The sequence below is a fragment of the Cronobacter sp. JZ38 genome (assembly GCF_008932145.1).
GTDB lineage: Bacteria > Pseudomonadota > Gammaproteobacteria > Enterobacterales > Enterobacteriaceae > Cronobacter > Cronobacter muytjensii.
This window is the reverse complement of record NZ_CP017662.1, coordinates 3844888-3871385: the sequence shown is the minus strand read 5'-3', so window position 1 is coordinate 3871385 and position 26498 is coordinate 3844888. Positions and strand designations below refer to the sequence as shown.

Sequence of the window (26498 nt, the reverse complement as noted above, 5' to 3'; positions counted from 1 at the left end):
CAGGATGAATCAGACAACCGTCTGGCTGGTGGAGGATGAAACCAGCATCAGCGAAGCGCTGGCGTATGTGATGCAGCTTGAGGGCTTCACGGTACGCACTTTTGAACGCGGGCTGCCCGCGCTGGACGCGCTCCGCCATACCTTGCCGGATCTGGTGGTGCTGGATGTCGGCCTGCCAGACATCAGCGGTTTCGAGCTGTGCCGTCAGCTACTGGCGGCGCACCCGGCGCTGCCGGTGCTGTTTCTCACTGCGCGCAGCGAGGAGGTCGATAAGCTTATCGGCCTTGAAATCGGCGCCGATGACTATGTCGCCAAGCCGTTTTCGCCGCGCGAAGTGTGCGCCCGCGTGCGCACCATTTTGCGGCGGCTGCAAAAGCAGCAGAGCGGCGCGCAAAACGTGGTACGCGCGGGGAATTTCGAGCTTAACGACGACGCCGCGCACATCGCCTGGTGCGGCCAGCCGCTGCCGCTGACCCGCTATGAATTCCTGCTGTTAAAAACGCTGCTGCTGGCGCCGGGGCGCGTTTACTCGCGCCAGCAACTTATGGATAAAGTATGGGGCGACGCCAGCGACAGCTTCGATCGCACCGTCGATACCCATATTAAAACCCTGCGCGCCAAGCTGCGCGCGGTAAACCCGGACGCCTCACCCATTAATACGCACCGGGGGCTGGGTTACAGCCTGACGGTCAGCTGATGCGCATCGGCATGCGGCTCCTGCTGGGCTATTTCCTGATTGTCGCCGTGGCGGCCTGGTTTGTGCTCGCCATTTTCGTGCAGGAGATCAAACCCGGTGTACGGCGGGCGACCGAGGGCTCGCTCAATGACACGGCCACGTTGCTTGCAGAAATTGCCCGCGACGATTTGCTGGCGGGGCGTCCGCGCGACGGGCAACTGGCGCAGGCGTTTAAGCGTCTTAACCACTACCCGGTGAACGCCAATATCAGCGGCATCAAAAAGGTGCGGAATGAGTACCGTGTTTACCTGACGGACGCGCAGGGGCGGGTAGTGTTCGACTCCAGCGGCGAGGCGGTCGGACAAGATTATTCGCGCTGGAACGATGTCTGGCTGACGCTGCGCGAACACTATGGAGCGCGCAGCTCGCCGCTGCACCAGGATGATCCGGACAGCACGGTGATGTACGTCGCCGCGCCGGTGCGCGACGCGGGACGCATCATCGGCGTACTGAGCGTCGGCAAGCCAAATATCGCGCTTGCGCCGGTGATCCGCCGCAGCGAACACCGGATCATGATGGCGGGCGTTGCGCTGCTCGGCATCGCGCTCCTGACCGGCATCGTGATGGTGCTCTGGATCAACGGCTCCATCGGCAGGCTGGTGCGTTACGCCGATTCGGTTACCGGGGCCGCCCCTCTGCCGCTGCCCGACCCCGGCAGCAGCGAACTGCGGCGTCTCGCCCAGGCGCTGGAAAACATGCGGGTGCGGCTCGAAGGTAAAAATTATATCGAGCAGTATGTCCACGCGTTGACCCACGAGCTGAAAAGCCCGCTGGCGGGCATTCGCGGCGCGGCGGAGATCCTGCGCGAGGCGCCGCCGTCTGACGTGGCGCGGCGGTTCAGCGAGAATATTTTGCAGCAAAACGCGCGTATGCAGGCGCTGGTGGAAAAACTGCTGCACCAGGCGAAGCTCGAAAACCGGCTGGAGATCGCGCCCGAGCCGGTCTTACTGGCGCCGCTGTTCGTCACCCTGGCGGAGCTCTACGCCTCGTCGCTTTTGCAAAACGCGGTACGCCTGCGTATCGACCCCGACCCCGGCGACCTGCGCGTGGCGGGCGATGAGGCGCTGCTGTTGCAGGCCATCGGCAATCTGCTGGTGAACGCGCTCGACTTCACCCCACCGGACGGCGAGATAACGCTGGGCGCATGGCAGGAGGGCGAGCGGGTCATTGTGCGCGTGACAGATACCGGTAGCGGCATTCCGGACTACGCGCTGGCGCGCATTTTCGAGCGTTTCTATTCGCTCCCGCGGGCGAGCGGACAGAAGAGCAGCGGCCTCGGGCTCGCGTTCGTTCAGGAAGTGGCGCGGCTTCATCAGGGCGACATTACGCTGGCTAACCGGCCGGAAAGCGGCGTTGAGGCGCGGCTGACGTTAAATCCCGCCTGACTTCACCGGCGCTTCACATAACTTCATTTCCACCCCACATAAGCCCTCTATCTTCGGCACCATCGAAGAGGAGAGGCTTATGTTGAAATCACCATTGATGTTAAAAGGCATGGCGCTGCTGGGCTGTATGGCGCTGCTATTGATCCCGCTGCGCATTCTGAGCGTCGTCATCGGCGAGCGCGCCGATTATCGCGACCACGTCACTCACTCGCTTGAGCAGAGCACCAGCGGGCCGCAGAAACTCGTCGGGCCGCTTATCGTCATTCCAGTAACCGAAATCACCACCACAATGGAAGAGGGCAAAGAGGTGACCCGGGAGCGCAGTTTTATCCGCTACTGGCTGCCGGAGTCGCTGATGGTAACGGGAAAGCAGGCGGTTGAACCGCGTCACGTCGGCATTTACGAAGGGCAGGTCTGGCGCAGCGAGGTGTCGCTGGAGGCGCGCTTTACGCTGCCTGCGCAGGCGGTAAACCCTGGCGCGCAGTACCGGCTGGGTGACGCCCGGCTGGTGATGGCGGTAGGTGATTCGCGCGGCATCGGCAATGTGGGCGCGCTGAACATTAACGGGCAGACGCTGGAGGTCGAACCAGGCACCGGGCTTGAGGAGGGGGGCGAGGGGCTGCACGCGAGCGTACCGGCTGCGCTGCTTGAGGCCTCGACGCTCGCGGTCCGCTTCTCGCTGGAGCTGAACGGCACCGGCGCGTTTTCCGTCGTGCCGCTGGGGCGCAGCAGCGAGATGTCGCTTATCAGTAACTGGCCGCATCCCAACTTCTACGGCAACTTCCTGCCCGCGACGCGGGAGATCTCCGCCAGCGGTTTTGCGGCGAAATGGCGCAGCAGCTGGTATGCCAATAATCTCGACGGCTATTTTCAGAAGGGGCAGGAGGTGAGACTGGGCGCGCTGCCGGCGTTCAGCGTGACGGTGGCGACGCCGGTGGATCAGTATCAGCTCACGGACCGCGCGGTAAAATACGCGGTGCTGCTGATAGCGCTCACTTACATGGCGTTTTTCGTCTGCGAAACCCTGAGCGGCATTACGATGCACCCGGTGCAGTATCTGCTGGTGGGGCTTTCACTGGTCATGTTCTATCTGTTGCTGCTGGCGTTCTCCGAGCATATCGGCTTTAACCTGGCCTGGCTTGCCGCAAGCCTCGCCGGGGCGGCGCTGAATACGCTGTATCTGCAGGCGGTACTGAAAGGGTGGCGGCGTAGCCTGCTCTTTGCGGGCGGTTTGCTGGCGCTCGACGGCGTGCTCTGGCAGTTGCTGCGCTCGCAGGATTTCGCGCTATTGCTTGGCAGTGGGCTGCTGTTTGCCGCGCTGGCAGCGGTAATGTTGCTGACCCGTCATATCGACTGGTATGCGCTGACGCCTGCGAAAGCACGCTTCACACGCCTGACGCCTGCCTCGCAGGAAGAGCGCTTCCGGCTCTGGAAGTAAAAGGCGGGCAATAAAAAAGGGCGGAATCTCCGCCCTTTTCACGTTTCGCCGTCAGGTTTATTCCTGCAGATCACCGCAGAAACGGTAACCTTCACCGTGAATGGTGGCGATGATCTCCGGAGTGTCCGGCGTGGATTCGAAATGTTTACGAATGCGACGGATGGTCACGTCAACCGTACGGTCATGCGGCTTGAGCTCGCGACCGGTCATTTTCTTCAGCAGTTCCGCGCGGGTCTGGATCTTGCCCGGGTTTTCGCAGAAGTGCAGCATGGCGCGGAATTCGCTGCGCGGCAGTTTGTACTGCTCGCCATTCGGGCTAATGAGCGAACGGCTGTTGATATCAAGCTCCCAGCCGTTGAACTTGTAGCTTTCCACGCTGCGACGCTCTTCGCTTACCGTACCCAGATTCATGGTGCGGGAGAGCAGATTGCGGGCGCGGATGGTCAGCTCACGCGGGTTAAACGGTTTGGTGATGTAATCGTCAGCGCCGATCTCCAGCCCTAAGATTTTATCCACCTCGTTATCACGGCCAGTCAGGAACATCAGCGCGACATTCGCTTGCTCGCGCAGTTCGCGCGCCAGCAGCAGGCCATTTTTACCCGGCAGGTTGATATCCATGATAACCAGGTTGATATCATTGTCAGAGAGGATCTGATGCATCTCGGCGCCATCGGTGGCTTCGGACACATCATAGCCTTCTGCTTCGAAAATACTTTTTAACGTGTTGCGTGTTACCAACTCGTCTTCAACGATAAGAATGTGCGGGGTCTGCATGTTTGCTACCTAAAAATTGCCAACTAAATCGAAACAGGAAGTACAAAAGTCCCTGACCTGCCTTATACATGCCATAAATTAACATGCCCGGCCTAACATGACTAAAGTACGTAATTGCGTTCTTGATGCACTTTCCATCAACGTCAACAACATCATTAGCTCGGTCGTGGGTACTTTTCCCTCTGGACCCGACGGTGTCAAAAACGGCTGTTATCCTAACCATTTTAACAGCAACATAACAGGATGATACGATACCAACACCGAATAAAACTACGCTTCGTTGACATATATCAAGTTCAATTGTAGCACGTTAACAGTTTGATGAGATCATCGCAGCGAAGAACTAACTCTGATTACATTCGGGTAACATTGCGGATAATTTCGCCTCTTAACTAATAAACAAAGCGAATCCGATAAGCAAGCGGAATTTGTATTGTTTTTATTGATGATAAACAGCCGGATAACGCCGGTTTTACGGCATAATAAAAGGGATTTCTCCGGTTATTTCCATAACTACTGTTTATCTATTTAGCGACCCTTAACGGGCCGGGATTGTATATAAAATGTAAATTCGCGACGCGTATTAATTGGCGGGTCGCTATTTTCCTCCACGACAGAATCACAGAGAGCCTTATGCGTTTGCCCATTATTCTGGTGTCACCCGCCAGACCTGAAAACGTCGGCGCCGCCGCGCGTGCCATGAAAACCATGGGATTTACCGAATTGCGGATCGTTGACAGTTCAGCGCATCTCGACCCGGCGGCGCGTCGCGTCGCCCACGGTGCTGGTGATATTCTCGATAATACGCGGCATTACGACACGCTCGCCGCCGCGCTGGACGATGTGGACTTCACGGTCGCCACCACAGCGCGCAGCCGCGCGAAGTTTCACTACTACGCGACGCCGCAACAGCTCCTGCCGCTGCTTGAAGAGAAAGCGGCCTGGCTGCCGGTGACGGCGCTGGTGTTCGGACGTGAGGATTCGGGACTGACCAATGACGAGCTGGCGCTGGCCGATGTGCTAACCGGTGTGCCGATGGTCGCCGATTACCCGTCGCTGAACCTGGGTCAGGCGGTGATGGTTTACTGCTATCAGTTAACGACGCTGATGCAAAAACCACCTGCCGCGGCGCCAGAGGCCGATCATGACCAGCTGAAAGCGCTACGCCTGCGCATCGACGCGTTGCTGACCACGCTTGGCGTCGAAGACGACATCAAAATGGCCGACTGGCTGCAACAGCGTCTCGGGCTTCTTGAGCAGCGCGACACCGCGATGTTGCATCGTTTGCTGCACGATATCGAAAAAAAATCAGCAGGCTGAAAAACTAAATTGTCTGCGGCTTCCAGCATTAAATGCTAATTAGACAGGGGAATCGCCGGGTTTTAGGGGCGTAAAAGACGTCTTTATCGCTATCCGACGGAACAGTTTCGGCCGGTGCGTAAATGAAATATTCGTTGACTTAACCTGACGATTACTTTAACCAATAGAGATACAGGACAGAAAACAGAAAAGTACAGAGCACACAACATCCATGATTCGCATCAGCCTGACTACCATTATTACTACCACCACCATTACCACAGGTAACGGGGCGGGCTGACGCGTACAGGAAAAACTGAAAAAAGCCCGCACCTGAACAGTGCGGGCTTTTTTTTCGGCATAAAATCAAGGGGTAACAACCATGCGAGTGTTGAAATTCGGCGGTACATCGGTCGCGAACGCAGAGCGGTTTATGCGTGTCGCCGACATTCTGGAGAGCAATGCCAGGCAGGGGCAGGTAGCGACCGTTCTTTCTGCTCCTGCGAAAATCACCAACCACCTGGTGGCGATGATTGAAAAAACCATCAGTGGCCAGGATGCCCTGCCGAATATCAGCGATGCCGAACGTATTTTTGCCGAACTGCTGAAAGGGCTCAGCGACGCCCAACCTGACTTCCCGTATGCGCAAATGAAAGCGGTCGTCGATCAGGAGTTCGCTCAGATCAAACATGTGCTGCACGGCATCAGCCTGCTCGGCCAGTGCCCGGACAGCATCAACGCGGCGCTCATCTGCCGTGGTGAAAAACTCTCTGTCGCTATCATGTCGGCGCTGCTTGAGGCTCGTGGCCATAAAGTAACGGTTATCGATCCGGTGGAAAAACTGCTGGCGGTTGGCCATTACCTGGAATCGACCGTCGATATTGCCGAATCCACCCGCCGCATCGCGGCCAGCAAAATCCCGGCGGATCATATGATCCTGATGGCGGGCTTTACCGCTGGTAACGATAAAGGCGAACTGGTGGTGCTCGGGCGTAACGGCTCCGACTATTCCGCCGCGGTGCTGGCCGCTTGTCTGCGCGCCGACTGTTGTGAGATCTGGACTGACGTCGACGGCGTCTATACCTGCGACCCGCGCCAGGTGCCGGATGCGAGGCTTCTGAAGTCGATGTCGTACCAGGAAGCGATGGAGCTCTCCTACTTCGGCGCCAAAGTTCTCCACCCCCGCACCATCACCCCCATCGCCCAGTTCCAGATCCCTTGCCTGATTAAAAACACCGGTAATCCGCAGGCGCCCGGCACGCTGATTGGCGCGTCCAGTGACGAAGACGGCCTGCCGGTGAAGGGCATCAGCAACCTTAATAATATGGCGATGTTCAACGTCTCCGGCCCTGGCATGAAAGGCATGGTGGGGATGGCGGCGCGCGTGTTCGCGACCATGTCCCGCGCCGGGATCTCGGTGGTGCTGATTACCCAGTCGTCGTCCGAGTACAGCATCAGCTTTTGTGTGCCGCAAAGCGACTGCGCCCGCGCGCAGCGGGCCATGGAAGATGAGTTCTATCTTGAGCTGAAAGAAGGGCTTCTGGAGCCGCTTGCCATTATGGAGCGCCTGGCGATTATCTCGGTGGTGGGCGACGGCATGCGCACGCTGCGCGGTATTTCGGCGAAATTCTTTGCCGCCCTTGCTCGCGCGAATATCAATATTGTGGCGATTGCGCAGGGCTCATCCGAACGCTCCATCTCCGTTGTGGTGAGTAATGACGATGCCGTCACCGGCGTGCGCGTCACGCACCAGATGTTGTTCAATACCGATCAGGTCATTGAAGTCTTTGTGATTGGCGTAGGCGGAGTCGGCGGCGCGCTGCTGGAGCAGCTGAAGCGCCAGCAAACCTGGCTTAAGCAGAAGCATATCGATCTGCGCGTCTGCGGCGTGGCGAATTCAAAAGCGCTGCTGACCAACGTACACGGGCTGGATCTGGAAAACTGGCGCGCGGCGCTGGCGGATGCCAACGAGCCGTTCAACCTCGGGCGCCTGATTCGCCTGGTGAAAGAGTATCACCTGCTGAACCCGGTCATTGTCGACTGTACCTCTAACCAGGCGGTGGCGGATCAATACGCTGACTTCCTGCGTGAAGGCTTCCATGTGGTGACGCCGAACAAAAAGGCTAACACCTCATCGATGGATTACTACCACCAGTTGCGCCACGCCGCCGCCGCGTCACGCCGTAAGTTCCTCTATGACACCAACGTTGGCGCGGGGCTGCCGGTTATCGAAAACCTGCAAAATCTGCTCAACGCCGGTGATGAGCTGCAACGCTTCGCGGGCATCCTTTCCGGCTCGCTGTCATTTATTTTCGGCAAGCTCGATGAGGGCATGAGCCTGTCGGAAGCGACCCGTATGGCGCGCGAAATGGGGTATACCGAGCCGGATCCGCGCGACGATCTCTCCGGCATGGACGTGGCGCGCAAGTTATTAATTCTGGCGCGTGAAACGGGCCGTCACCTTGAGCTTAGCGATATCCTCATTGAGCCGGTGCTACCGGAAAGCTTTGACGACAGCGGCGAAACCGGGAGCTTTATGGCGCGCCTGCCGCAGTTGGATAATGAGTTCGCCGCTCGCGTGGCGCAGGCCCGCGACGAAGGCAAAGTGTTGCGCTACATCGGCACCATTGAAGAAGATGGCGTCTGCCGCGTGAAGATCGCCGCGGTAGATGGTAACGATCCGCTTTATAAAGTGAAAAACGGCGAAAACGCGCTGGCGTTCTACAGCCGCTATTACCAGCCGCTGCCGCTGGTGCTGCGCGGCTACGGCGCGGGTAACGATGTCACGGCGGCGGGCGTGTTCGCCGATCTGCTGCGCACCCTGTCATGGAAGTTAGGAGTTTAAGATGGTTAAAGTGTATGCCCCGGCCTCCATTGGCAACGTCAGCGTGGGGTTTGACGTATTAGGCGCTGCCGTGTCGCCGGTCAATGGCGAGCTGCTGGGCGACTGCGTGACGGTAGAGGCGGCGGCGGAGTTTTCGCTGACCAATACCGGGCGCTTCGTCAGCAAGCTGCCCGCCGAACCGCGAGAAAATATCGCCTGGCAATGCTGGGAGCGCTTTTGTCAGGAGATTGGCAAAACCGTGCCGGTCGCCATGACGCTTGAGAAGAACATGCCGATAGGCTCCGGGCTTGGCTCCAGCGCCTGCTCCGTGGTGGCGGGCCTGATGGCGATGAACGAATTTTGCGGCAAACCGCTCAGCGACGATCGTCTGCTGACGCTGATGGGTGAGCTGGAAGGGCGCATCTCCGGCAGCATTCATTACGATAACGTCGCCCCCTGTTTCCTGGGCGGCCTGCAGCTGATGCTGGAAGAAAACCACATTATCAGCCAGCCGGTGCCGTGCTTTGACGAATGGCTGTGGGTAATGGCGTATCCGGGGATCAAAGTCTCAACCGCCGAGGCGCGGGCCATTTTACCGGCGCAGTATCGCCGTCAGGATTGTATCAGCCACGGGCGTTATCTGGCGGGCTTTATTCATGCCTGCCATACGCGCCAGCCGCAGCTTGCCGCTAAACTGATGCGTGACGTCATCGCCGAACCGTACCGTACCAAATTACTGCCGGGCTTTAGCGAGGCACGCCAGGCGGCAACGGAGATCGGGGCGCTGGCGTGCGGCATCTCCGGCTCCGGCCCGACGCTGTTCGCGGTCTGTGATAAAACCGACACCGCACAGCGGGTGGCGGAGTGGCTGAAGCAGCACTATCTGCAAAATCAGGAAGGCTTTGTACATATCTGCCGTCTCGACACGGCTGGCGCACGAGTATTGGGATAACGCATGAAACTCTACAATCTGAAAGACCATAACGAGCAGGTCAGCTTTGCGCAGGCCGTCACGCAGGGACTGGGTAAAAATCAGGGGCTCTTTTTCCCGCACGACTTGCCGGAATTCAGCCTGACTGAAATCGACGAAATGCTGGAGATGGATTTCGTCTCCCGCAGCAGCAAAATTCTCTCGGCCTACATCGGCGATGAGATCCCGGCCGATATTCTGCGCCAGCGCGTGGCGAACGCTTTCACGTTCCCGGCGCCGGTAAGCCAGGTTGCGGAAGATATCGGCTGTCTGGAGCTGTTCCACGGCCCGACGCTGGCGTTTAAGGATTTTGGCGGCCGTTTTATGGCCCAGATGCTGACGCAAATCAGCGGCGATAAGCCGGTGACCATTCTGACCGCGACGTCCGGCGATACCGGCGCTGCCGTGGCCCACGCCTTTTATGGCCTGAAAAACGTCCAGGTGGTTATCCTCTATCCGCGCGGCAAAATCAGCCCGTTGCAGGAGAAACTGTTCTGTACGCTTGGCGGCAATATTGAAACTGTCGCCATCGACGGCGATTTCGATGCCTGCCAGGCGCTGGTGAAACAGGCGTTTGACGACGAAGAACTGAAAGCGAAACTGGGGCTTAATTCCGCCAATTCCATCAATATCAGCCGCCTGCTGGCGCAGATCTGCTACTACTTCGAAGCCGTCGCGCAGCTGCCGCAGGAAGCCCGCAACCAGCTGGTGGTTTCGGTGCCAAGCGGCAACTTCGGCGACCTGACCGCCGGGCTGCTGGCGAAATCCGCCGGGCTGCCGGTGAAGCGCTTTATCGCCGCCACCAATGCCAACGACACGGTGCCGCGTTTCCTGCAACACGGCGAGTGGTTGCCGAACGCGACGGTGGCGACCCTCTCCAACGCGATGGATGTGTCACAGCCGAACAACTGGCCCCGCGTGGAAGAGCTGTTCCGCCGTAAAATCTGGCGTCTGAACGAGCTGGGCGTGGCGACCATCGACGATGAAACCACGAAGGCGACTATGCGCGAACTGCGCGAGCTGGGCTATCTCTCGGAGCCGCACGCGGCGGTCGCCTACCGCGCGCTGCGCGATCAGCTGCGCCCTGGCGAGTACGGGCTGTTCCTCGGCACGGCGCATCCGGCGAAATTCAAAGAGAGCGTAGAAGCGGTGCTTGGCGAAACGCTGCCGCTGCCACCGGAGCTGGCAGAGCGCGTCGACCTGCCGCTGCTGTCGCATTCGCTGCCAGCCGATTACGCCGCGCTGCGTGAATTGATGATGAACAAAGCGCCGTAAAACGCGCGTTCAGGCGGTACATTACCGGGAGAGGCGTCGCCTCTCCTTTTTTTGTGCGCGATAGCTGCAAACGTGAAGAAAATGTGCAGTGAAAAGGCAGGAAAAGCGCAGAAATTCCCAATAAATGCGGGCGTTTATCATTTGAGATTGCGCAGGATTATCAATACCCGGCAGGACGCTTATCCTTCTTTCATCGACCCATAACGGGCATGAATCTGTAAGGAGTTCCTGTGTTAAAACCTCTTCTGCTGGCCTTTTCCATCCTGATGACCGCGCCGCTGTTAACACAGGCGGCAGAACTGACGCTGCTGCCTTCCGTGAAGCTGCAAATCGGCGACCAGGATCGCGACGGCCATTACTGGGATGGTGGTCACTGGCGTGACCGCGACTGGTGGCATAAGCACTATCAGCGCCATGAAAACCGCTGGGAGCCGCGCCATCACGACGAACGCCCGGTAGCGCGACATGACCGTCACGACGGGCCTGACGTTCATCACCGCTAATAAAAACGCCAGCCTTCGCTGGCGTCATAGTTACTGCTCGTGACGTTTAAACACCAGCTCGCCGCCGCCCGAGGCGGCCTCATCGAAGAAATAGCCTTCGCTGTCGAATGCGGTGAGCTGCTCCGGTTTTGTCAGACGATGCTCGATGATGTAACGGCTCATCAGCCCGCGCGCTTTTTTGGCGTAGAAGCTGATGATTTTAAATTTGCCGTTCTTCTCATCAAGGAAGACCGGTTTGATTATCTCCGCATTCAGTTTCGCAGGCTTGACTGCTTTGAAATATTCATCTGACGCCAGATTCACCACTACATTATCGCCCTGGGCGGCAATCGCCTCGTTCAGCTTCTGAGTAATCGTATCGCCCCAGAAAGTGTAGAGATCTTTGCCTTTCGGGTTCGCAAGGCGCGTACCCATCTCCAGACGGTACGGCTGCATGAGATCGAGCGGGCGCAGCACGCCGTAAAGCCCGGAAAGCATACGCAGATGCTGCTGGGCGAAATCGAAATCCGCCTCGCTAAACGTTTCCGCTTCAAGGCCGGTATAGACGTCGCCTTTAAATGCCAGGATCGCCTGGCGGGCGTTATCCGGCGTGAAATCGGGCTGCCAGTCACTGAAGCGGGTCGCGTTTAGCGACGCCAGCTTGCTGCTGATGCTCATCAGGTCGGCAATCTCTTCGTCGGTCAGCCGACGGGCAATATCGATAAGCGCCTGCGCGTGGTCGAGCAGTTCAGGCTGGGTGTAGCGCGTCGTGGCAAGCCGACTCTGGTAGTCCAGAGTCTTGGCGGGAGAAATCAGAATCAGCATGACATGTCCTTTCTTCGTTTTCCCGGAACTCTACCAAAGAACGCCGTAAAGTGAACCAATGGCTGCGATTGAACGCGCTTACTCCAGCGGCGCGCTGCGCCAGACATCGGGCTCTACCTGGCGGGCTATTTCCGGGTAACGGTCTGAATTAAAGACCGGCTTTAGCCCCAGCCTGCGCTGGCGCAGGTAGTCATCGGCGATGCATTTCACCACCGGAGAGAGCAGCAGAATGGCGGTAAGATTCATTACCGCCATCAATGCCATCGTCACTTCAGCCACCTGGCGCAGCAGCGGTAAATTAAAGAACGGCCCGGCGAAGACCATCGCGATCACCGCAATCCGCAGCAGCCATCGGTAAGGGGGCGTGTATCTGCGCAGGAACACCAGATTGTTTTCGGCATATGCGTAATTGGCAACGATCGAGATAAAGGCGAACAGCACGATCACGCCCGCCACCAGATCTTTGGCCCATGGCCCGGCGAGCCGACCCAGCGATTCGCGCGCGAGCGTCAGCCCGTCCGTCGCAGCGGGTAACGACTCTGTCATCCCGGCCAGGAGCACGATAAACGCGGTGGACGAGCAGATAACCAGGGTGTCGATGAATACGCCTATCATCTGCACGATACCCTGGGCGGCCGGGTGGGGCGGCCAGGAGGTCGCGGCAGCGGCGGCGTTAGGCGTGGCGCCCATGCCTGCTTCGTTGGAAAACATGCCGCGCTGAAAGCCGCTGGTCAGCGCCTGACTGATACTCCAGGCAAGCGCGCCGGAGGCGGCTTCCTGCCAGCCGAAGGCGCTGCGCACAATCATCAGGAGGATATCAGGCAGCGCGGAGAGATGCAGAGCCATCACCACCAGCGCGGTTATGACCCAGACGCCCGCAATCGGCGGCACCACGCGGCACATCAGGCGCGCCACGTTTTTAAAGCCGAGCAGCAGCATCGGCAGCAGGCACAGCGCCAGCAGCCCACTGCTGGCATAAACGGGTAACGTCAGCGCTTTGCCGAGCGCTTTAGAGAGCGCGCCCGCCTGCGCGGCATTAAAGAGAAGTCCGAAAGTGAAGATTAAAAACAGGGAAAACAGCACGCCCATCCAGCGCATGCCGAGCCCGCGCTCCATATACCAGGCCGGGCCGCCGCGAAAGTTGCCCTCCCGATCGCGTCCTTTATAGAGCTGCCCCAGCGCATTTTCGGCAAATGACGTCGCCATGCCGATAAGCCCGGCGACCCACATCCAGAACACGGCGCCCGGCCCACCGCTGATTATCGCGAACGCGACGCCGGCAATATTCCCGCTACCCACCCGCGCGGCGACGCTGGTGCAGAGCGCTTCAAATGCTGTCAGCCCGCTGCCGGAGGGGCGCAGGCTACGGCTCAGCGCGCGCGGAAAAAAACGCAGATAACGAAACTGAATGAAATGCGTGCGCCAGGAAAACCAGAGCCCTGCGCCAGCCAGCAGATACAGCATGGCTGAACCCCAGAGTATTTCGCTGATAAATAAAAGAAAATCCGACATTCCTGTTCCCCGCAGCGCGGCTCTGCCTGGCGCCTGCGGCAAGGCCGCCGACACGCCTTCTATGAAAGCGCAGAGCCTGAAATAAAAGCAGTTTATCACATGGCTACGACGCGATTGCCCCGGTTGCGCTCGAAAAGTCTCGTGTTATCATCACCGCAGACCGATTACATCTCCCTGACACGAAGTTCAAAAGAGAAACACTATCATGACGGACAAATTGACCTCCCTTCGTCAGTTCACAACCGTGGTTGCTGACACTGGAGACATCGCGGCAATGAAGCTGTACCAGCCGCAGGATGCCACGACTAACCCTTCTCTGATCCTTAACGCCGCACAGATCCCTGAATACCGCAAACTGATCGACGACGCGGTGACCTGGGCGAAAAGCCAGAGCAGCGATCGCGCTCAGCAGGTGGTAGACGCGACTGACAAGCTGGCAGTGAACATCGGTCTGGAAATCCTGAAGCTTATCCCTGGCCGTATCTCTACCGAAGTGGACGCGCGTCTCTCCTATGACACCGAAGGCAGCATCGCTAAAGCCAGGCGCCTGATCAAACTCTACAACGACGCTGGCATCAGCAACGATCGCATTCTGATCAAGCTCGCTTCTACCTGGCAGGGCATCCGCGCCGCCGAGCAGCTTGAAAAAGAAGGCATCAACTGTAACCTGACTCTGCTGTTCTCCTTCGCGCAGGCGCGTGCGTGCGCTGAAGCGGGCGTTTACCTGATCTCTCCGTTCGTGGGCCGTATCCTCGACTGGTACAAAGTCAACACGGACAAAAAAGAGTATGCGCCGCAGGAAGATCCAGGCGTGGTTTCCGTGACGGAAATCTACGAGTACTACAAACAGCACGGCTATGAAACCGTGGTCATGGGCGCAAGCTTCCGTAACGTCGGCGAAATCCTTGAACTCGCGGGCTGCGACCGTCTGACCATCGCGCCTGCGCTGCTGAAAGAGCTGGCGGAAAGCGAAGGCACCGTTGAGCGTAAGCTCGCCTTTAACGGCGAAGTGAAAGCGCGTCCGGAACGCCTGACTGAATCTCAGTTCTTCTGGGAGCACAACCAGGATCCGATGGCGGTGGACAAACTGGCGGACGGTATCCGCAAGTTCGCCGTTGACCAGGAAAAACTGGAAAAAATGGTCGAAGACCTGCTGTAATCTCTCCGTGGCCGGCCCTGCCGGCCACGTTTCTTACGTTCCCGCCCTGTCTGCAAACCGCTCTGGCGTGTATCATTTCGCAAAACTGCACTGATTTTCGGAAATGATATGGATACATTACGCATAGGCTTAGTTTCAGTTTCTGACCGCGCTTCCAGCGGTGTGTATCAGGATAAAGGCATTCCGGCGCTCGAAGCGTGGCTTACGCAGGCGCTGACGACCCCGTTCATGCTGGAGACCCGTCTGGTACCCGACGAACAGCCGCTTATCGAACAGACGCTCTGTGAACTGGTAGACGAAATGGGCTGCCATCTTGTGCTTACCACCGGCGGTACAGGCCCGGCGCGCCGCGACGTGACGCCAGACGCCACGCTTGCGATTGCCGACCGTGAAATGCCGGGCTTCGGCGAGCAGATGCGCCAGATAAGCCTGAACTTTGTGCCGACCGCGATCCTCTCGCGTCAGGTGGGCGTGATCCGCAAGCAGGCCCTCATTCTCAATCTGCCAGGCCAGCCCAAATCCATTCAGGAAACGCTCGAAGGGCTGAAAGATGAGCACGGTCACGTAAAAGTGTCAGGAATATTTGCCAGTGTCCCGTATTGCATTCAGTTGCTGGATGGCCCTTACGTTGAAACTAATGCCGACGTAGTAGCGGCTTTTCGTCCTAAAAGCGCAATTCGCGAAGTAAAAAACTAATTATTCGCTGTTGATGACATAAACGATCTTTGAAGGTGGCGTGGCGGTGATTTAACGATATAGTCACTTTTAGTTTACGTTTTTACGATAAGCTAATTCACGCCCACCACTTTACAAACGGTTCGTTATGGAACAGCAAACACGTCCTCTTAATCGTCAGGACTATAAAACCCTGACGCTGGCGGCCCTGGGTGGCGCGCTGGAATTCTACGATTTCATTATTTTCGTCTTCTTCGCGGCGGTCGTCGGGGAGCTGTTTTTCCCGCCGGATATTCCGGAGTGGCTGCGTCAGGTACAGACTTTCGGGATCTTCGCCGCCGGTTATCTGGCGCGACCGCTCGGCGGCATTATCATGGCGCACTTTGGCGATCTGGTGGGCCGCAAAAAAATGTTCACCCTGAGTATCCTGCTGATGGCCGTGCCCACGCTGCTGATAGGTCTGCTGCCGGATTACGCGGCGATGGGCATCGCCGCTCCTGTGTTGCTGCTCCTGATGCGTATTCTGCAGGGGGCGGCCATTGGCGGCGAAGTGCCGGGCGCGTGGGTTTTTGTGGCCGAGCATGTCCCTGAAAAGCGTATCGGCATTGCCTGCGGCACGCTGACCGCCGGCTTAACGGTGGGCATTTTGCTGGGCTCGGTAGTCGCGACCATCATTAACACCAGCATGACTCCGCAGGCCATTCATGACGGCGGCTGGCGCATTCCGTTCCTGCTCGGCGGCGCGTTTGGTCTGGTGGCGATGTACCTGCGTCGCTGGCTTCAGGAGACGCCGATTTTCCTTGAGATGCAGCAGCGCAAGGCGCTGGCGCAGGAGCTGCCGGTGAAAGCCGTGGTGGTGAAGCATCGTCAGGGCGTGCTTATCTCTATGCTGCTGACGTGGCTGCTGTCGGCGGGCATCGTAGTGGTGATTTTAATGTCGCCGGTCTGGCTGCAAAAGCAGTACGGCTTCACGCCAGCGGTCACGCTGCAGGCCAACAGCATCGCGACGATTATGCTCTGCATCGGTTGCCTGATAGCGGGTCTTGCCGCGGATCGCTTTGGCGCCAGCCGCACGTTTATTATCGGCAGCATGCTGCTCGCGGCCTCCAGCTGGGCGTTCTATCACCTTTCCGGCGCACATCCGGAACACCTCTTTTTGCTCTATGGCCTGGTGGGGGTATGCGTCGGCGTGGTGGGCGCGGTGCCTTTCGTTATGGTGCGTGCGTTCCCGGCGGCGGTGCGCTTTACCGGCATTTCGTTCTCCTACAATGTAGCGTATGCCATTTTCGGCGGCCTGACGCCCATTGCCGTCACGATGCTGATGGGCGTCTCACCCATGGCGCCCGCCTGGTATGTGCTGGCGCTCTCGCTGATGGGGTTAGGGCTCGGCGTCTGGCTGGGCCGAAAGCGGCAGTCTGACGCTTCGCATACCGTGGCGGAACCCGCGCAGTCGTAATCGCGAAAATGCGCCGTTCCGGCAGCGTGGCCACACAGGGCGAGGCTAAAGATATTAAGCGGCGATGTGGCGGATAAAAGAGGACAGCGTAAGCGTGGCGCAAGCAGGATGAAGAGCGCGTCAGAAGAAGACGTCGTGCCCGTAGGCACGACGCAAAGCGAAAATCAGTGTTTCTCGCCAATCGGCAGTACGGTGCGGCCGTACTGCTCGTTCAGCACTTCGCCCATCGCGAGGTAAATCGCGCTGGCGCCGCATACGAGGCCAATCCAGCCTGCAATATGCACAATGCTTTCGTTATCCATCAGATGGCCGACCGCCAGCAGGGCGAACAGCACCGTCAGGCTCAGGAACACGAATTGCAGCACGCGCGCGCCGCAGAGCGTACCGAAGAACATAAACAGCGTGAACACGCCCCAGATACTTAAATAAACGCCCAGAAAATGGCCGTTAGCCGCCTCTGCGAGGCCCATTTTCGGCAGCAGCAGAATCGCGACCAGCGTCAGCCAGAACGAACCGTATGAGGTGAAAGCGGTTAAACCGAAGGTATTGCCTTTTTTATATTCCAGCAGACCGGCAAAAATTTGCGCGATGCCGCCGTAGAAAATCCCCATCGCCAGAATAATGCCGTCCAGCGGGAACATGCCGATATTATGCAGATTGAGCAGAATGGTAGTCATACCAAAGCCCATTAACCCCAGGGGGGCCGGATTAGCCAACTTAATGTTGCCCATAAACCCTCAAAATAATAAGAAAAATTTGCAAAAAGTAACGCCCCGGACGTTATCTTTCGTGACGGGGCGCGGCATCATAATCAGGCCGTTTCGCGCCGTCTATGATCTGGGAAGGGAGAAAATAAAAAAATTTTGCGCTTTGCCCCTTGATGGCGGGCGGAGCGACCCCATCTTGTAGTCAACCGCAATGGATGAGCCTGAAAAAAAAGGGCGGTGGACGGTTGAATCCCCACCGTTAGCCCGCATAACAGGTTCAGACCACATGATGACGATTTTTTAGTGGAGACGTTTAGATGGGTAAAATTATTGGTATTGACCTGGGTACAACCAACTCTTGTGTAGCGATTATGGATGGCACTCAGGCTCGCGTGCTGGAAAATGCGGAAGGCGACCGCACCACGCCTTCTATCATTGCATACACTCAGGATGGTGAAACTCTGGTAGGTCAGCCGGCTAAACGTCAGGCAGTGACTAACCCGCAGAACACCCTGTTTGCAATCAAACGCTTGATCGGCCGCCGCTTCCAGGACGAAGAAGTTCAGCGCGACGTGTCCATCATGCCGTACAAAATCATTGCCGCGGATAATGGCGATGCATGGCTGGACGTAAAAGGCCAGAAAATGGCCCCGCCGCAGATTTCTGCGGAAGTGCTGAAAAAAATGAAGAAAACCGCCGAGGATTACCTGGGCGAGCCGGTGACTGAAGCGGTCATTACCGTTCCGGCATACTTCAACGACGCGCAGCGTCAGGCAACCAAAGACGCTGGCCGTATCGCGGGTCTGGAAGTCAAACGTATTATTAACGAACCGACTGCCGCAGCGCTGGCTTACGGTCTGGATAAAGAAACCGGCAACCGTACCATCGCGGTATACGACCTGGGCGGCGGTACGTTCGATATCTCCATCATCGAAATCGATGAAGTTGACGGCGAAAAAACCTTCGAAGTACTGGCGACCAACGGTGATACCCACCTGGGCGGCGAAGACTTCGACAGCCGCCTGATCAACTATCTGGTGGAAGAGTTCAAGAAAGATCAGGGCATTGACCTGCGCAACGACCCGCTGGCGATGCAGCGCCTGAAAGAAGCGGCCGAAAAAGCGAAAATTGAGCTTTCTTCCGCGCAGCAGACCGACGTGAACTTGCCGTACATCACTGCAGACGCAACCGGTCCGAAACACATGAACATCAAAGTGACTCGCGCGAAACTGGAAAGCCTGGTGGAAGACCTGGTAAACCGTTCTATCGAGCCGCTGAAAGTCGCGCTGCAGGACGCTGGCCTGTCTGTGTCTGACATCAACGACGTTATTCTGGTCGGCGGTCAGACCCGTATGCCGATGGTCCAGAAGAAAGTGGCTGAGTTCTTCGGCAAAGAGCCGCGTAAAGACGTTAACCCGGACGAAGCTGTCGCTATCGGCGCAGCGGTGCAGGGCGGCGTACTGACCGGTGACGTGAAAGACGTGCTGCTGCTGGACGTGACCCCGCTGTCGCTGGGTATCGAAACCATGGGTGGCGTGATGACTCCGCTCATCACCAAAAACACCACTATCCCGACCAAGCACAGCCAGGTGTTCTCGACGGCTGAAGATAACCAGTCCGCCGTGACCATCCACGTGCTGCAGGGTGAGCGTAAACGCGCTGCTGATAACAAATCTCTGGGTCAGTTCAACCTGGATGGTATCAACCCGGCGCCGCGCGGCATGCCGCAGATCGAAGTGACCTTCGACATCGACGCCGACGGTATTCTGCACGTGTCCGCGAAAGACAAAAACAGCGGCAAAGAGCAGAAAATCACCATCAAGGCTTCTTCTGGTCTGAACGAAGACGAGATCCAGAAAATGGTACGCGAAGCGGAAGCGAACGCAGAAGCTGACCGTAAGTTCGAAGAGCTGGTGCAGACCCGCAACCAGGCGGATCATCTGGTGCACAGCACCCGCAAACAGGTGGAAGAAGCAGGCGATAAACTGCCGGCTGATGACAAAACCGCTATCGAATCCGCGCTGACCGCGCTGGAAGCGTCCCTGAAAGGCGAAGACAAAGCGGATATCGAAGCGAAAATGCAGGCGCTGGCGCAGGTTTCCCAGAAGCTGATGGAAATCGCTCAGCAGCAGCATGCTCAGCAACAGGCAGGCTCCGCTGACGCTTCTGCGAACAATGCGAAAGATGACGACGTCGTTGACGCTGAGTTCGAAGAAGTTAAAGACAAAAAATAATCGCCCTGATGCAGGGTAGATAACACTGGCACGGGCGTAGGAGTTTCTCCACGCCCGTGCACGCATGTCAGGGGCAGATAAAAAATGGCGAAGAAAGACTATTACGAAATTTTAGGCGTCCCGAAAACGGCGGACGAGCGTGAAATAAAAAAGGCGTATAAGCGCCTGGCCATGAAATATCACCCGGACCGTAACCAGGGTGATAAAGAGGCCGAAGGGAAATTTAAAGAGATTAAAGAAGCCTACGAAATTCTTACCGACGCGCAAAAACGCGCGGCCTACGACCAGTATGGTCATGCCGCTTTTGAACAGGGCGGTATGGGCGGCGGTGGTTTCGGTGGCGGCTTTGGCAACGGCGCTGACTTCAGCGATATTTTCGGCGATGTTTTCGGCGATATCTTCGGCGGTGGACGCGGTCGTCGCGCCTCACGTGGCGCGGATTTACGCTACAACATGGAGCTGACGCTGGAAGAAGCGGTACGCGGCGTCACAAAAGAGATCCGCATCCCGACGCTGGAAGAGTGTGAAGTCTGCCACGGCAACGGCGCTAAACCCGGCAGCCAGCCGCAGACCTGTCCGACCTGTCATGGTGCAGGCCAGGTGCAGATGCGTCAGGGCTTTTTCGCCGTACAGCAGACCTGTCCGCACTGTCAGGGCCGCGGTACGCTTATCAAAGATCCGTGCAACAATTGCCACGGTCATGGCCGTATTGAGAAAACCAAAACGCTGTCGGTGAAAATCCCGGCGGGCGTCGATACCGGCGATCGCATCCGTCTGGCGGGTGAAGGCGAGGCGGGCGAACACGGCGCGCCAGCAGGCGATCTGTACGTTCAGGTGCAGGTGAAACAGCACCCGATCTTTGAGCGCGAAGGCAATAACCTTTACTGTGAAGTGCCGATTAACTTCGCGATGGCGGCGCTGGGCGGCGAGATAGAAGTGCCGACGCTGGATGGCCGCGTGATGCTGAAAGTGCCGAGCGAAACCCAGACCGGCAAGCTGTTCCGCATGCGTGGAAAAGGCGTGAAATCGGTACGCGGCGGTGCGCAGGGCGACCTGCTGTGCCGTGTCGTGGTGGAAACTCCGGTTGGGCTTAACGATCGCCAGAAAGCGCTGCTTCAGGAGCTGCAGGAAAGTTTCGGCGGGCCGACCGGCGAAAAAAACAGCCCGCGTTCCAAAAGCTTCTTCGATGGCGTGAAAAAGTTTTTTGATGACTTAACCCGCTAATCATTCTGTTTTTACGAACAGTGAAAATCAGCCTGAAATGGTTTCCGCCATTTCAGGCTTTTTTCTACGATTTTACTTACTATTCTGAATAGCGTTTTGCCATCATTATTGGTCTCGTTATTGTTTACATCTCGCTGCCATCGATCCCGCGTCGTTGAAATTTGATAAAAATCGATTTTTTGGCGAGGCAAATTGATTTTGCCAGTGAACGCTGAAACTTATATTTTGTTACTTTTACCGACGGCAGGATACGCTGACGCATGAAGAAGAAAAGCGGTGCCAATGAGTTTGATTATAATCTCATCAAAGTTTTTGACGCCGTCATCACCGCAGGAAATGCGGCACGCGCCTCTCAACAACTTCAGGTCACGCCTGCCGCTATCACGCTCGCTATTCAGCGCCTGCAGCAAACCTATGACGAAGAACTCTTTATTCGTACCCGTGAAGGTCTGACGCCGACGCCGCGCGCCAGGGAAATTCACCGTGCCTACAGCAAGGCGGTGGATATTATCAACGCGACTTTTGAGCGTACCGCGACAATGCCGGCGCGGTATGAAATGAAAATCACCGGAGATGATGTCAGCGAGCAGTATTACTTCGCCCAGCTCTTCGATATGGAACTGTTTGAGCGATTTCGCCTGCATTACCTTTCCTCTACCGGCAAAAGCTTTTCACGCCAAAGCAATGACTTACAGGCAGGGAAAAGTGACTTGTTGTTATCAACACACTATTTTAGCGAGCCGGATATTGAGCAAACCATTATTGATCAGTACCGTCAGTATACGGTGATTTGCAATACCCGGAATCCTCTTTGTGAATTGCCGCAGTTATCTCTGGCTAACCTTTACGCTTCACGACACGCGGTTTACCACCCCTACAAAGTAAAAACCGCCTTAAAAAAAGATATCAAAAGTAATGATGGACTCTCATTTTTTAACAATCAGTTTTCTGTCAGGTATTATACAGATTCGATAAATGGTTTATTAAGTATCATTGAAAACTCATCGTTAATAGCAATACTGCCATTAAAAATAGCCCGCTTTTTTCAGGCACAAGGGAAATACCGAATCGCTTTAATTGCACTGCCCGATGAAATAGACATTGAAATAATTAGAGTTTATGCCGGATGGCATCGCGATAACGCGCAGCGAGATCAGATAAAAGAGGTTATAATCATGCTACAGACGCTTATTAATTATCGTAAATAGCCTGTTCCGAACTTGTAAATCACAGCCATCTCTTTTCATGACTAAAAAACTGTTCCTCCATTAATAAGAGTGTACGTCCCGCAGTGAGATGAAATGATTACCTTGCTACTGATTAGGGTGCTAACTTTATTGCATCGCCAGATGGCGTATTCATTTATCGTTCACTAATTATCGAGGTTTATCATGTCTATTGCAGCGCATATCCCCACGCCAAAACTGGTTTTGGTTGAACTGGAAATTTTATTAACCATTATTGCTATCGGCGGTTGGGGCGGCTTTGTCAGCTATCTGATGAAGTGTGAAAAAAGTCAAACCCATAAAGATATTATGGACTGCCTGGCGCAGATCGCTATCTCATGTTTTACCGCCTTTCTGTTAAGCGTGGCGGCGATTGACCGCAACATGAGTTTTAATATGGTACTGATGCTGGCAGGTCTTGGCGGGGTATTTGCAACACCGATACTGCGGATACTAAGCGAGAGAGTAAAAAGCTTTTTGGGCGGCACGTCCCTGTTAAAATAAACCAGCAAAAGCCCGCCGTGATAGCGGGCTTTTCTTTTCCGTCCTCAGGACATCGTGACCCTTTCACGCAGCCAGCCGTAGATAAACGCCTCGTTAGCTTCCCGTTTTTCCGTTATATCAAGATAATAGTCGCCTTGCGTACAGTTCAGCGCCCGTACCAGCACGATTTCGCCTTCTTTGCCTCGTTCATCCAGGTAACGTTTTAAGGCCTCAAGCGTATTTTTCCCGATGGCGCCATCCACGACCAGATCGCCATAAAGCTTCTGCTGGCGATTAAAAGCATTGAGCCAGCGCTGTAGCCAGCGGGCGGGGATCGCGGGGCCGATATTAGTGCCTGCGTCGCAAAGCTCAAACGCCACGGGGAGCGAATACTGAGCGACGCGGTTAAAACCCGGGGCTATCCAGTAATCTTGTTCCAGTATGTTGTATGCCTCTTCACGGGTGAGTGCGCGCATATCGCCTTTATAACCGTGCGCTCTGGCGGTTTTCTCGGTAATGCCCCACTTTGTGGGACCACCGAGATCGGCTGGATGATTCACATAATTCCCTTCGATGTTCAGGATGCCGTCAATGACAGGATTCATAATAGTTCCTCGCAGCAGAAATTCAGGGGTGGCTCACATCCATCAAAGTAAAAAGCGCCAGTACGCAGACAACAAAAACGGCGAACAACGCCATCGTCCACCACGTGCGTTTAGGTTTCTTATTGTTTTCAACTGTCAGCAGGTCGACAGGGATCTCATCGTTCACTTTGATGCCAAGCTTGGGCACAGTGACGAACAAATCATTGATGCCGAGCGTGCGCAGATCCCGACGTAGCAGGTAAAGCACCTGCGTAAGATTAGCGTCGCTGATGTACTGACCACGACTGCCCCAGAGTACCGCGGCGATTTGTTGTTTTTCGATAATGCCATTTTTTGCGTTTTCAATAATGAAGCTCAGGCAACGTGCGCGCATGGTTGTCATTTTGATGACGCATGCGTTATCCGTGTTTTTTAATTCGTTATTAGCCTCTGTAAAAATACAATTGCGATTAATAACATAGCTTTTCATATATCACCTGTTGACAGATATAAATATATGGCGGGAAGTTCCTTTAGCGATTTAGAGAGTAAAGTTCAGCTTCGTTATTTTCCATAGCCCGTATTAAAAAAAGTGGTTTTATTTAACGAAACGACAGTTCAGATCACGATTTGCCACCGTTATTAAATGCTTTTTAAGTGACAATTAAAGTGTGCTTAATCTTTAATACATTATATATTTTGAATCATAGTGTTGATATTTAATGGTAATTTCAAAAAAAATTTTCGTTAAGTTTAATCTTTTTTAATAAGTGTCATAAATGCGCTTATTTTTTATTGGAGTTTTATTTGATGTGATTGGCGCGATGTTTTTTGTCCACGCATGATAGTTAGCGCAGAAAGTACTGCACTCACTTTTCACGAAGGAAAATAAACATGGCTACAAGTAAATTAATTCAGGGCGACAGCCTGACCGAAACCAGTAACGCTGCAGATGGGTTTAATCCGGCCAGTGAAACTGAAAAATACAGTTATACGGCAGCTCGCGTGGCGAAGCCGGTTTACAATAAATATAAGGCTGCTAATAAACCTAAAGTATTTGGTTATTATACCGACTGGTCCCAGTATGATGGACGCCTCCAGGGCGACGATACCCCATCCAATCGTGGGCGCGGCTACGATCTCGCCAAAGTGTCGCCCACCGCGTATGACAAGATCGTTTTCGGTTTCCTGGGCATCGTCGGCGATAAAGGCGAAAAGCAATACACGATTGAAAACGCTGCTCGCCTGACCAACAAAAACACGAACGAACCGACGTTCCTTGATCCATGGGGCGATTTTCAGTCTTACGTTAACTGCGGTCACAGCACCAGCGGCTGGGATATCGATCCGGCTACCGTCACGCAGGCCACCACCAAAGGCCTGCTCGGCGGTCTGCGCGATCTTCAACAAAGAGCGAAACAGCAGGGACATACCCTTGCGCTTTCAATGAGTATCGGCGGCTGGACCATGAGTAACGGTTTTCATGAGATGTCGAAAACCGACTCTTCGCGTAAAACCTTCGCCGCAGGCGTGGTCAAACTGTTTAAGCAGTTCCCGATGTTCAGCGAAGTGGATATCGACTGGGAATACCCGAACGCTGAAGGCAATGGCAACCCGCATGGCCCGGAAGATGGCGCCAACTACGCGCTGCTTATCGCTGAACTCAAAAAACAACTCAGTGCGGCAGGACGCAGCGACGTAAAAATTTCTATTGCCAGCTCGGCCGTCGTGTCTACGCTCGAATATTCTAATGTCAAAGCGCTCATGGACGCAGGCCTGTACGCCATTAACGTCATGACCTATGACTTCTTCGGCACGCCGTGGGCCGAGACCCTGACGCACCATACCAACCTCACCCCGCTTACTGCGGGCGGCTGGAGCATCGAAGCGGTCGTGGATTACCTGATTGCCGAAGGTTTCCCTTCCGAACGTATTAATATCGGTTACGCAGGTTATACCCGTAACGCCCGCAATGCGATGATTGAGAGCTTCTCGCCGCTCAAAGGCGCGTATACGCCGGGCAACGGCACCACCACCGGGACGTTCGAATCCGGCAGCACCGAATGGTACGACACCATTTACAACTACCTGGATCTGGAAAACCAGAAAGGACGTAACGGCTTTAACGTCTATACCGACAAAGTCGCCAATGCGGATTATCTCTACAACCCGCAGAGCAAACTCTTTATGTCGCTGGATACACCGCGCTCGGTCAAAGCCAAAGGCCAGTACGCCGCGTCGCGTAATCTTGGCGGTCTGTTTACCTGGACTATCGACCAGGATAACGGCGTGCTGGTGAATGCCGCGCGTGAAGGGCTGGGGTATGAGATCGAGACCCAGACGGTCGATATGAAGCCGTTCTATTTTGAAGGCATTAACGTTTCTGAACCGGATAGCGGCAGCAGCGATAACGAACCGCAGCCGGCAGTAAACCATGCGCCCGTGGCGGCTATTCAGCTACGCGTGGTCGGCGGGTCGCGTATTCAGCTTTCCGGCGAGGCATCCCGCGATGAAGATAACGACGCGCTGAGCTTCAGTTGGGGCGTGCCGTCTACCATCAGCGTGGCGGATAAGAGCGCTGCCGTGATTGAATTTGACGTGCCGGTCGTCACGCAGAGCACCGATTTCCAGTTCACGCTCTTCGTGCGCGACAGTAAAAACGAGCCCTCTTCGCAGCAGCGTTTTGTGGTGACCGCCGTGCCGGGTAGTGCGTCGTCTGATGGTGACACGCCAGCCCCGACCCCGACGCCCGAACCGGAACCGACTCCAACGCCGACGCCGACGCCGACGCCAACCCCAACGCCGGATAATAGCGGTTCCGGCAGCGCACCGTATCCGCTCTGGAGCGCCAGTACGGTTTACGGCGCGAAATGGGGCACTTTCGAGAAGGTGAGCTGGAAAGGCCATAACTATCAGGTTAACTGGTACTCGCAGGGCGATCAGCCGGATCTTAACAGCGGGCCATATCAGGTCTGGACTGACATTGGGACATACTGATCTTCACGACATAGTTCCGCTTTTCCGCTCAGCCCGTGTTTGAGCGGGTTTGAGGCCCCGGGTAGGGATTACCGGGGCCTTTTTTATCGCTATCGTTAACAACGCCGCGTCATTGTTCTCATTAATTCGTTTTAGCCGATCTTTATGCGCAGAATAAACTGCTTTTCCGATGAGTAAAGGTCGCTATCCTTATACATACCGAAAGTAAGTGAACAGGTCATCTCAACACTCTG

The 26498-nt window shown here is 55.8% G+C and carries 23 protein-coding genes, 1 pseudogene and 1 other annotated feature; of the genes and pseudogenes, 18 read left to right on the top strand and 6 right to left on the bottom strand.

The window, feature by feature from the left end; all coding sequences use genetic code 11:
• The first annotated feature begins 4 nt into the window (after window positions 1-4).
• The 3 genes from creB (at window position 5) to creD (ending at window position 3559) form a co-directional block, all read left to right on the top strand.
• Window positions 5-697: a two-component system response regulator CreB gene (gene creB / locus BJP61_RS18245; RefSeq protein ID WP_075193483.1), complete on the top strand. Its 693-nt coding sequence runs from the start codon at window positions 5-7 to the stop codon at window positions 695-697.
• Window positions 697-2121: a two-component system sensor histidine kinase CreC gene (gene creC, locus BJP61_RS18240; protein WP_171998943.1), complete on the top strand. Its 1425-nt coding sequence runs from the start codon at window positions 697-699 to the stop codon at window positions 2119-2121. Before creB ends, creC begins: the two co-directional genes overlap by 1 nt.
• Window positions 2122-2200: 79 nt before the next feature.
• Window positions 2201-3559, top strand: coding sequence for a cell envelope integrity protein CreD (creD, locus tag BJP61_RS18235; protein WP_171998941.1), 1359 nt, complete (start codon window positions 2201-2203; stop codon window positions 3557-3559).
• Between the two features lie 57 nt (window positions 3560-3616).
• On the opposite strand, the gene arcA is transcribed toward creD, so the two are convergent.
• A complete protein-coding gene (gene arcA, locus BJP61_RS18230) occupies window positions 3617-4333 on the bottom strand; it encodes a two-component system response regulator ArcA (protein WP_007675752.1) in 717 nt (238 codons plus the stop codon).
• 97 nt (window positions 4334-4430) lie between these two features.
• On the opposite strand from arcA, the pseudogene yjjY reads away from it, so the two are divergent.
• The 7 genes and pseudogenes from yjjY (at window position 4431) to BJP61_RS18195 (ending at window position 11204) form a co-directional block, all read left to right on the top strand.
• Window positions 4431-4572 (top strand): annotated as a pseudogene (gene yjjY / locus BJP61_RS18225) (protein YjjY).
• 394 nt (window positions 4573-4966) lie between these two features.
• Window positions 4967-5653 carry a tRNA/rRNA methyltransferase gene (locus BJP61_RS18220; protein WP_171998939.1) on the top strand — a complete coding sequence of 229 codons (687 nt, stop codon included), beginning with the start codon at window positions 4967-4969 and terminating at the stop codon, window positions 5651-5653.
• A gap of 211 nt (window positions 5654-5864) precedes the next feature.
• Window positions 5865-5933, top strand: coding sequence for a thr operon leader peptide (gene thrL, locus BJP61_RS18215; RefSeq protein ID WP_071601047.1), 69 nt, complete (start codon window positions 5865-5867; stop codon window positions 5931-5933).
• Window positions 5872-5989 (top strand) — a sequence feature (Thr leader region). Its footprint overlaps the gene before it by 62 nt.
• 25 nt (window positions 5990-6014) lie before the next feature.
• Window positions 6015-8477, top strand: a complete 2463-nt coding sequence (gene thrA / locus BJP61_RS18210; RefSeq protein WP_171998937.1) for a bifunctional aspartate kinase/homoserine dehydrogenase I — start codon at window positions 6015-6017, stop codon at window positions 8475-8477.
• Between the two features lies 1 nt (window position 8478).
• Window positions 8479-9408 carry a homoserine kinase gene (thrB, locus tag BJP61_RS18205; RefSeq protein ID WP_038865027.1) on the top strand — a complete coding sequence of 310 codons (930 nt, stop codon included), beginning with the start codon at window positions 8479-8481 and terminating at the stop codon, window positions 9406-9408.
• A gap of 3 nt (window positions 9409-9411) precedes the next feature.
• Window positions 9412-10701, top strand: a complete 1290-nt coding sequence (gene thrC / locus BJP61_RS18200; protein ID WP_038865026.1) for a threonine synthase — start codon at window positions 9412-9414, stop codon at window positions 10699-10701.
• A 266-nt stretch (window positions 10702-10967) separates the two neighbouring features.
• Window positions 10968-11204, top strand: coding sequence for a DUF2502 domain-containing protein (locus BJP61_RS18195; protein ID WP_050568180.1), 237 nt, complete (start codon window positions 10968-10970; stop codon window positions 11202-11204).
• 30 nt (window positions 11205-11234) lie between these two features.
• On the opposite strand, the gene yaaA is transcribed toward BJP61_RS18195, so the two are convergent.
• Entirely contained in the window at window positions 11235-12008 is a 774-nt protein-coding gene (gene yaaA, locus BJP61_RS18190; RefSeq protein WP_171998935.1) for a peroxide stress protein YaaA, read from the bottom strand.
• Between the two features lie 78 nt (window positions 12009-12086).
• A complete protein-coding gene (locus tag BJP61_RS18185; RefSeq protein WP_171998933.1) occupies window positions 12087-13520 on the bottom strand; it encodes a sodium:alanine symporter family protein in 1434 nt (477 codons plus the stop codon).
• A gap of 205 nt (window positions 13521-13725) precedes the next feature.
• Here BJP61_RS18185 and tal point away from each other — a divergent pair, with 205 nt between their 5' ends.
• From tal to BJP61_RS18170, 3 genes are all read left to right on the top strand, one after another.
• Window positions 13726-14679 carry a transaldolase gene (gene tal, locus BJP61_RS18180; RefSeq protein WP_171998931.1) on the top strand — a complete coding sequence of 318 codons (954 nt, stop codon included), beginning with the start codon at window positions 13726-13728 and terminating at the stop codon, window positions 14677-14679.
• 108 nt (window positions 14680-14787) lie between these two features.
• Window positions 14788-15375, top strand: coding sequence for a molybdopterin adenylyltransferase (mog, locus tag BJP61_RS18175; protein ID WP_171998929.1), 588 nt, complete (start codon window positions 14788-14790; stop codon window positions 15373-15375).
• Between the two features lie 127 nt (window positions 15376-15502).
• Window positions 15503-16810, top strand: coding sequence for an MFS transporter (locus tag BJP61_RS18170; protein ID WP_171998927.1), 1308 nt, complete (start codon window positions 15503-15505; stop codon window positions 16808-16810).
• A gap of 164 nt (window positions 16811-16974) precedes the next feature.
• On the opposite strand, the gene satP is transcribed toward BJP61_RS18170, so the two are convergent.
• Window positions 16975-17541 (bottom strand): acetate uptake transporter, encoded by a 567-nt coding sequence (gene satP, locus BJP61_RS18165; RefSeq protein WP_038865012.1) that lies wholly within the window; start codon window positions 17539-17541, stop codon window positions 16975-16977.
• A 293-nt stretch (window positions 17542-17834) separates the two neighbouring features.
• Between satP and dnaK the strand changes: the two genes are divergently transcribed.
• From dnaK to BJP61_RS18145, 4 genes are all read left to right on the top strand, one after another.
• Window positions 17835-19751, top strand: coding sequence for a molecular chaperone DnaK (gene dnaK, locus BJP61_RS18160; RefSeq protein ID WP_038865009.1), 1917 nt, complete (start codon window positions 17835-17837; stop codon window positions 19749-19751).
• 84 nt (window positions 19752-19835) lie between these two features.
• Entirely contained in the window at window positions 19836-20975 is a 1140-nt protein-coding gene (gene dnaJ / locus BJP61_RS18155; RefSeq protein WP_038865007.1) for a molecular chaperone DnaJ, read from the top strand.
• A gap of 260 nt (window positions 20976-21235) precedes the next feature.
• A complete protein-coding gene (locus BJP61_RS18150) occupies window positions 21236-22183 on the top strand; it encodes a LysR family transcriptional regulator (protein ID WP_038865005.1) in 948 nt (315 codons plus the stop codon).
• A 183-nt stretch (window positions 22184-22366) separates the two neighbouring features.
• The gene (locus tag BJP61_RS18145; protein ID WP_038865003.1) at window positions 22367-22705 is read left to right on the top strand and encodes a phage holin family protein; all 339 of its coding nucleotides are present in this window, start codon (window positions 22367-22369) and stop codon (window positions 22703-22705) included.
• A gap of 44 nt (window positions 22706-22749) precedes the next feature.
• Here BJP61_RS18145 and BJP61_RS18140 read toward each other — a convergent pair whose 3' ends face one another.
• Entirely contained in the window at window positions 22750-23289 is a 540-nt protein-coding gene (locus BJP61_RS18140; protein ID WP_038865001.1) for a putative peptidoglycan-binding domain-containing protein, read from the bottom strand.
• 22 nt (window positions 23290-23311) lie between these two features.
• Window positions 23312-23758: a membrane protein gene (locus tag BJP61_RS18135; protein ID WP_038864999.1), complete on the bottom strand. Its 447-nt coding sequence runs from the start codon at window positions 23756-23758 to the stop codon at window positions 23312-23314.
• A 404-nt stretch (window positions 23759-24162) separates the two neighbouring features.
• Here BJP61_RS18135 and BJP61_RS18130 point away from each other — a divergent pair, with 404 nt between their 5' ends.
• Window positions 24163-26265 carry a glycosyl hydrolase family 18 protein gene (locus BJP61_RS18130; protein ID WP_075193474.1) on the top strand — a complete coding sequence of 701 codons (2103 nt, stop codon included), beginning with the start codon at window positions 24163-24165 and terminating at the stop codon, window positions 26263-26265.
• The last annotated feature ends 233 nt before the right edge of the window (window positions 26266-26498 follow it).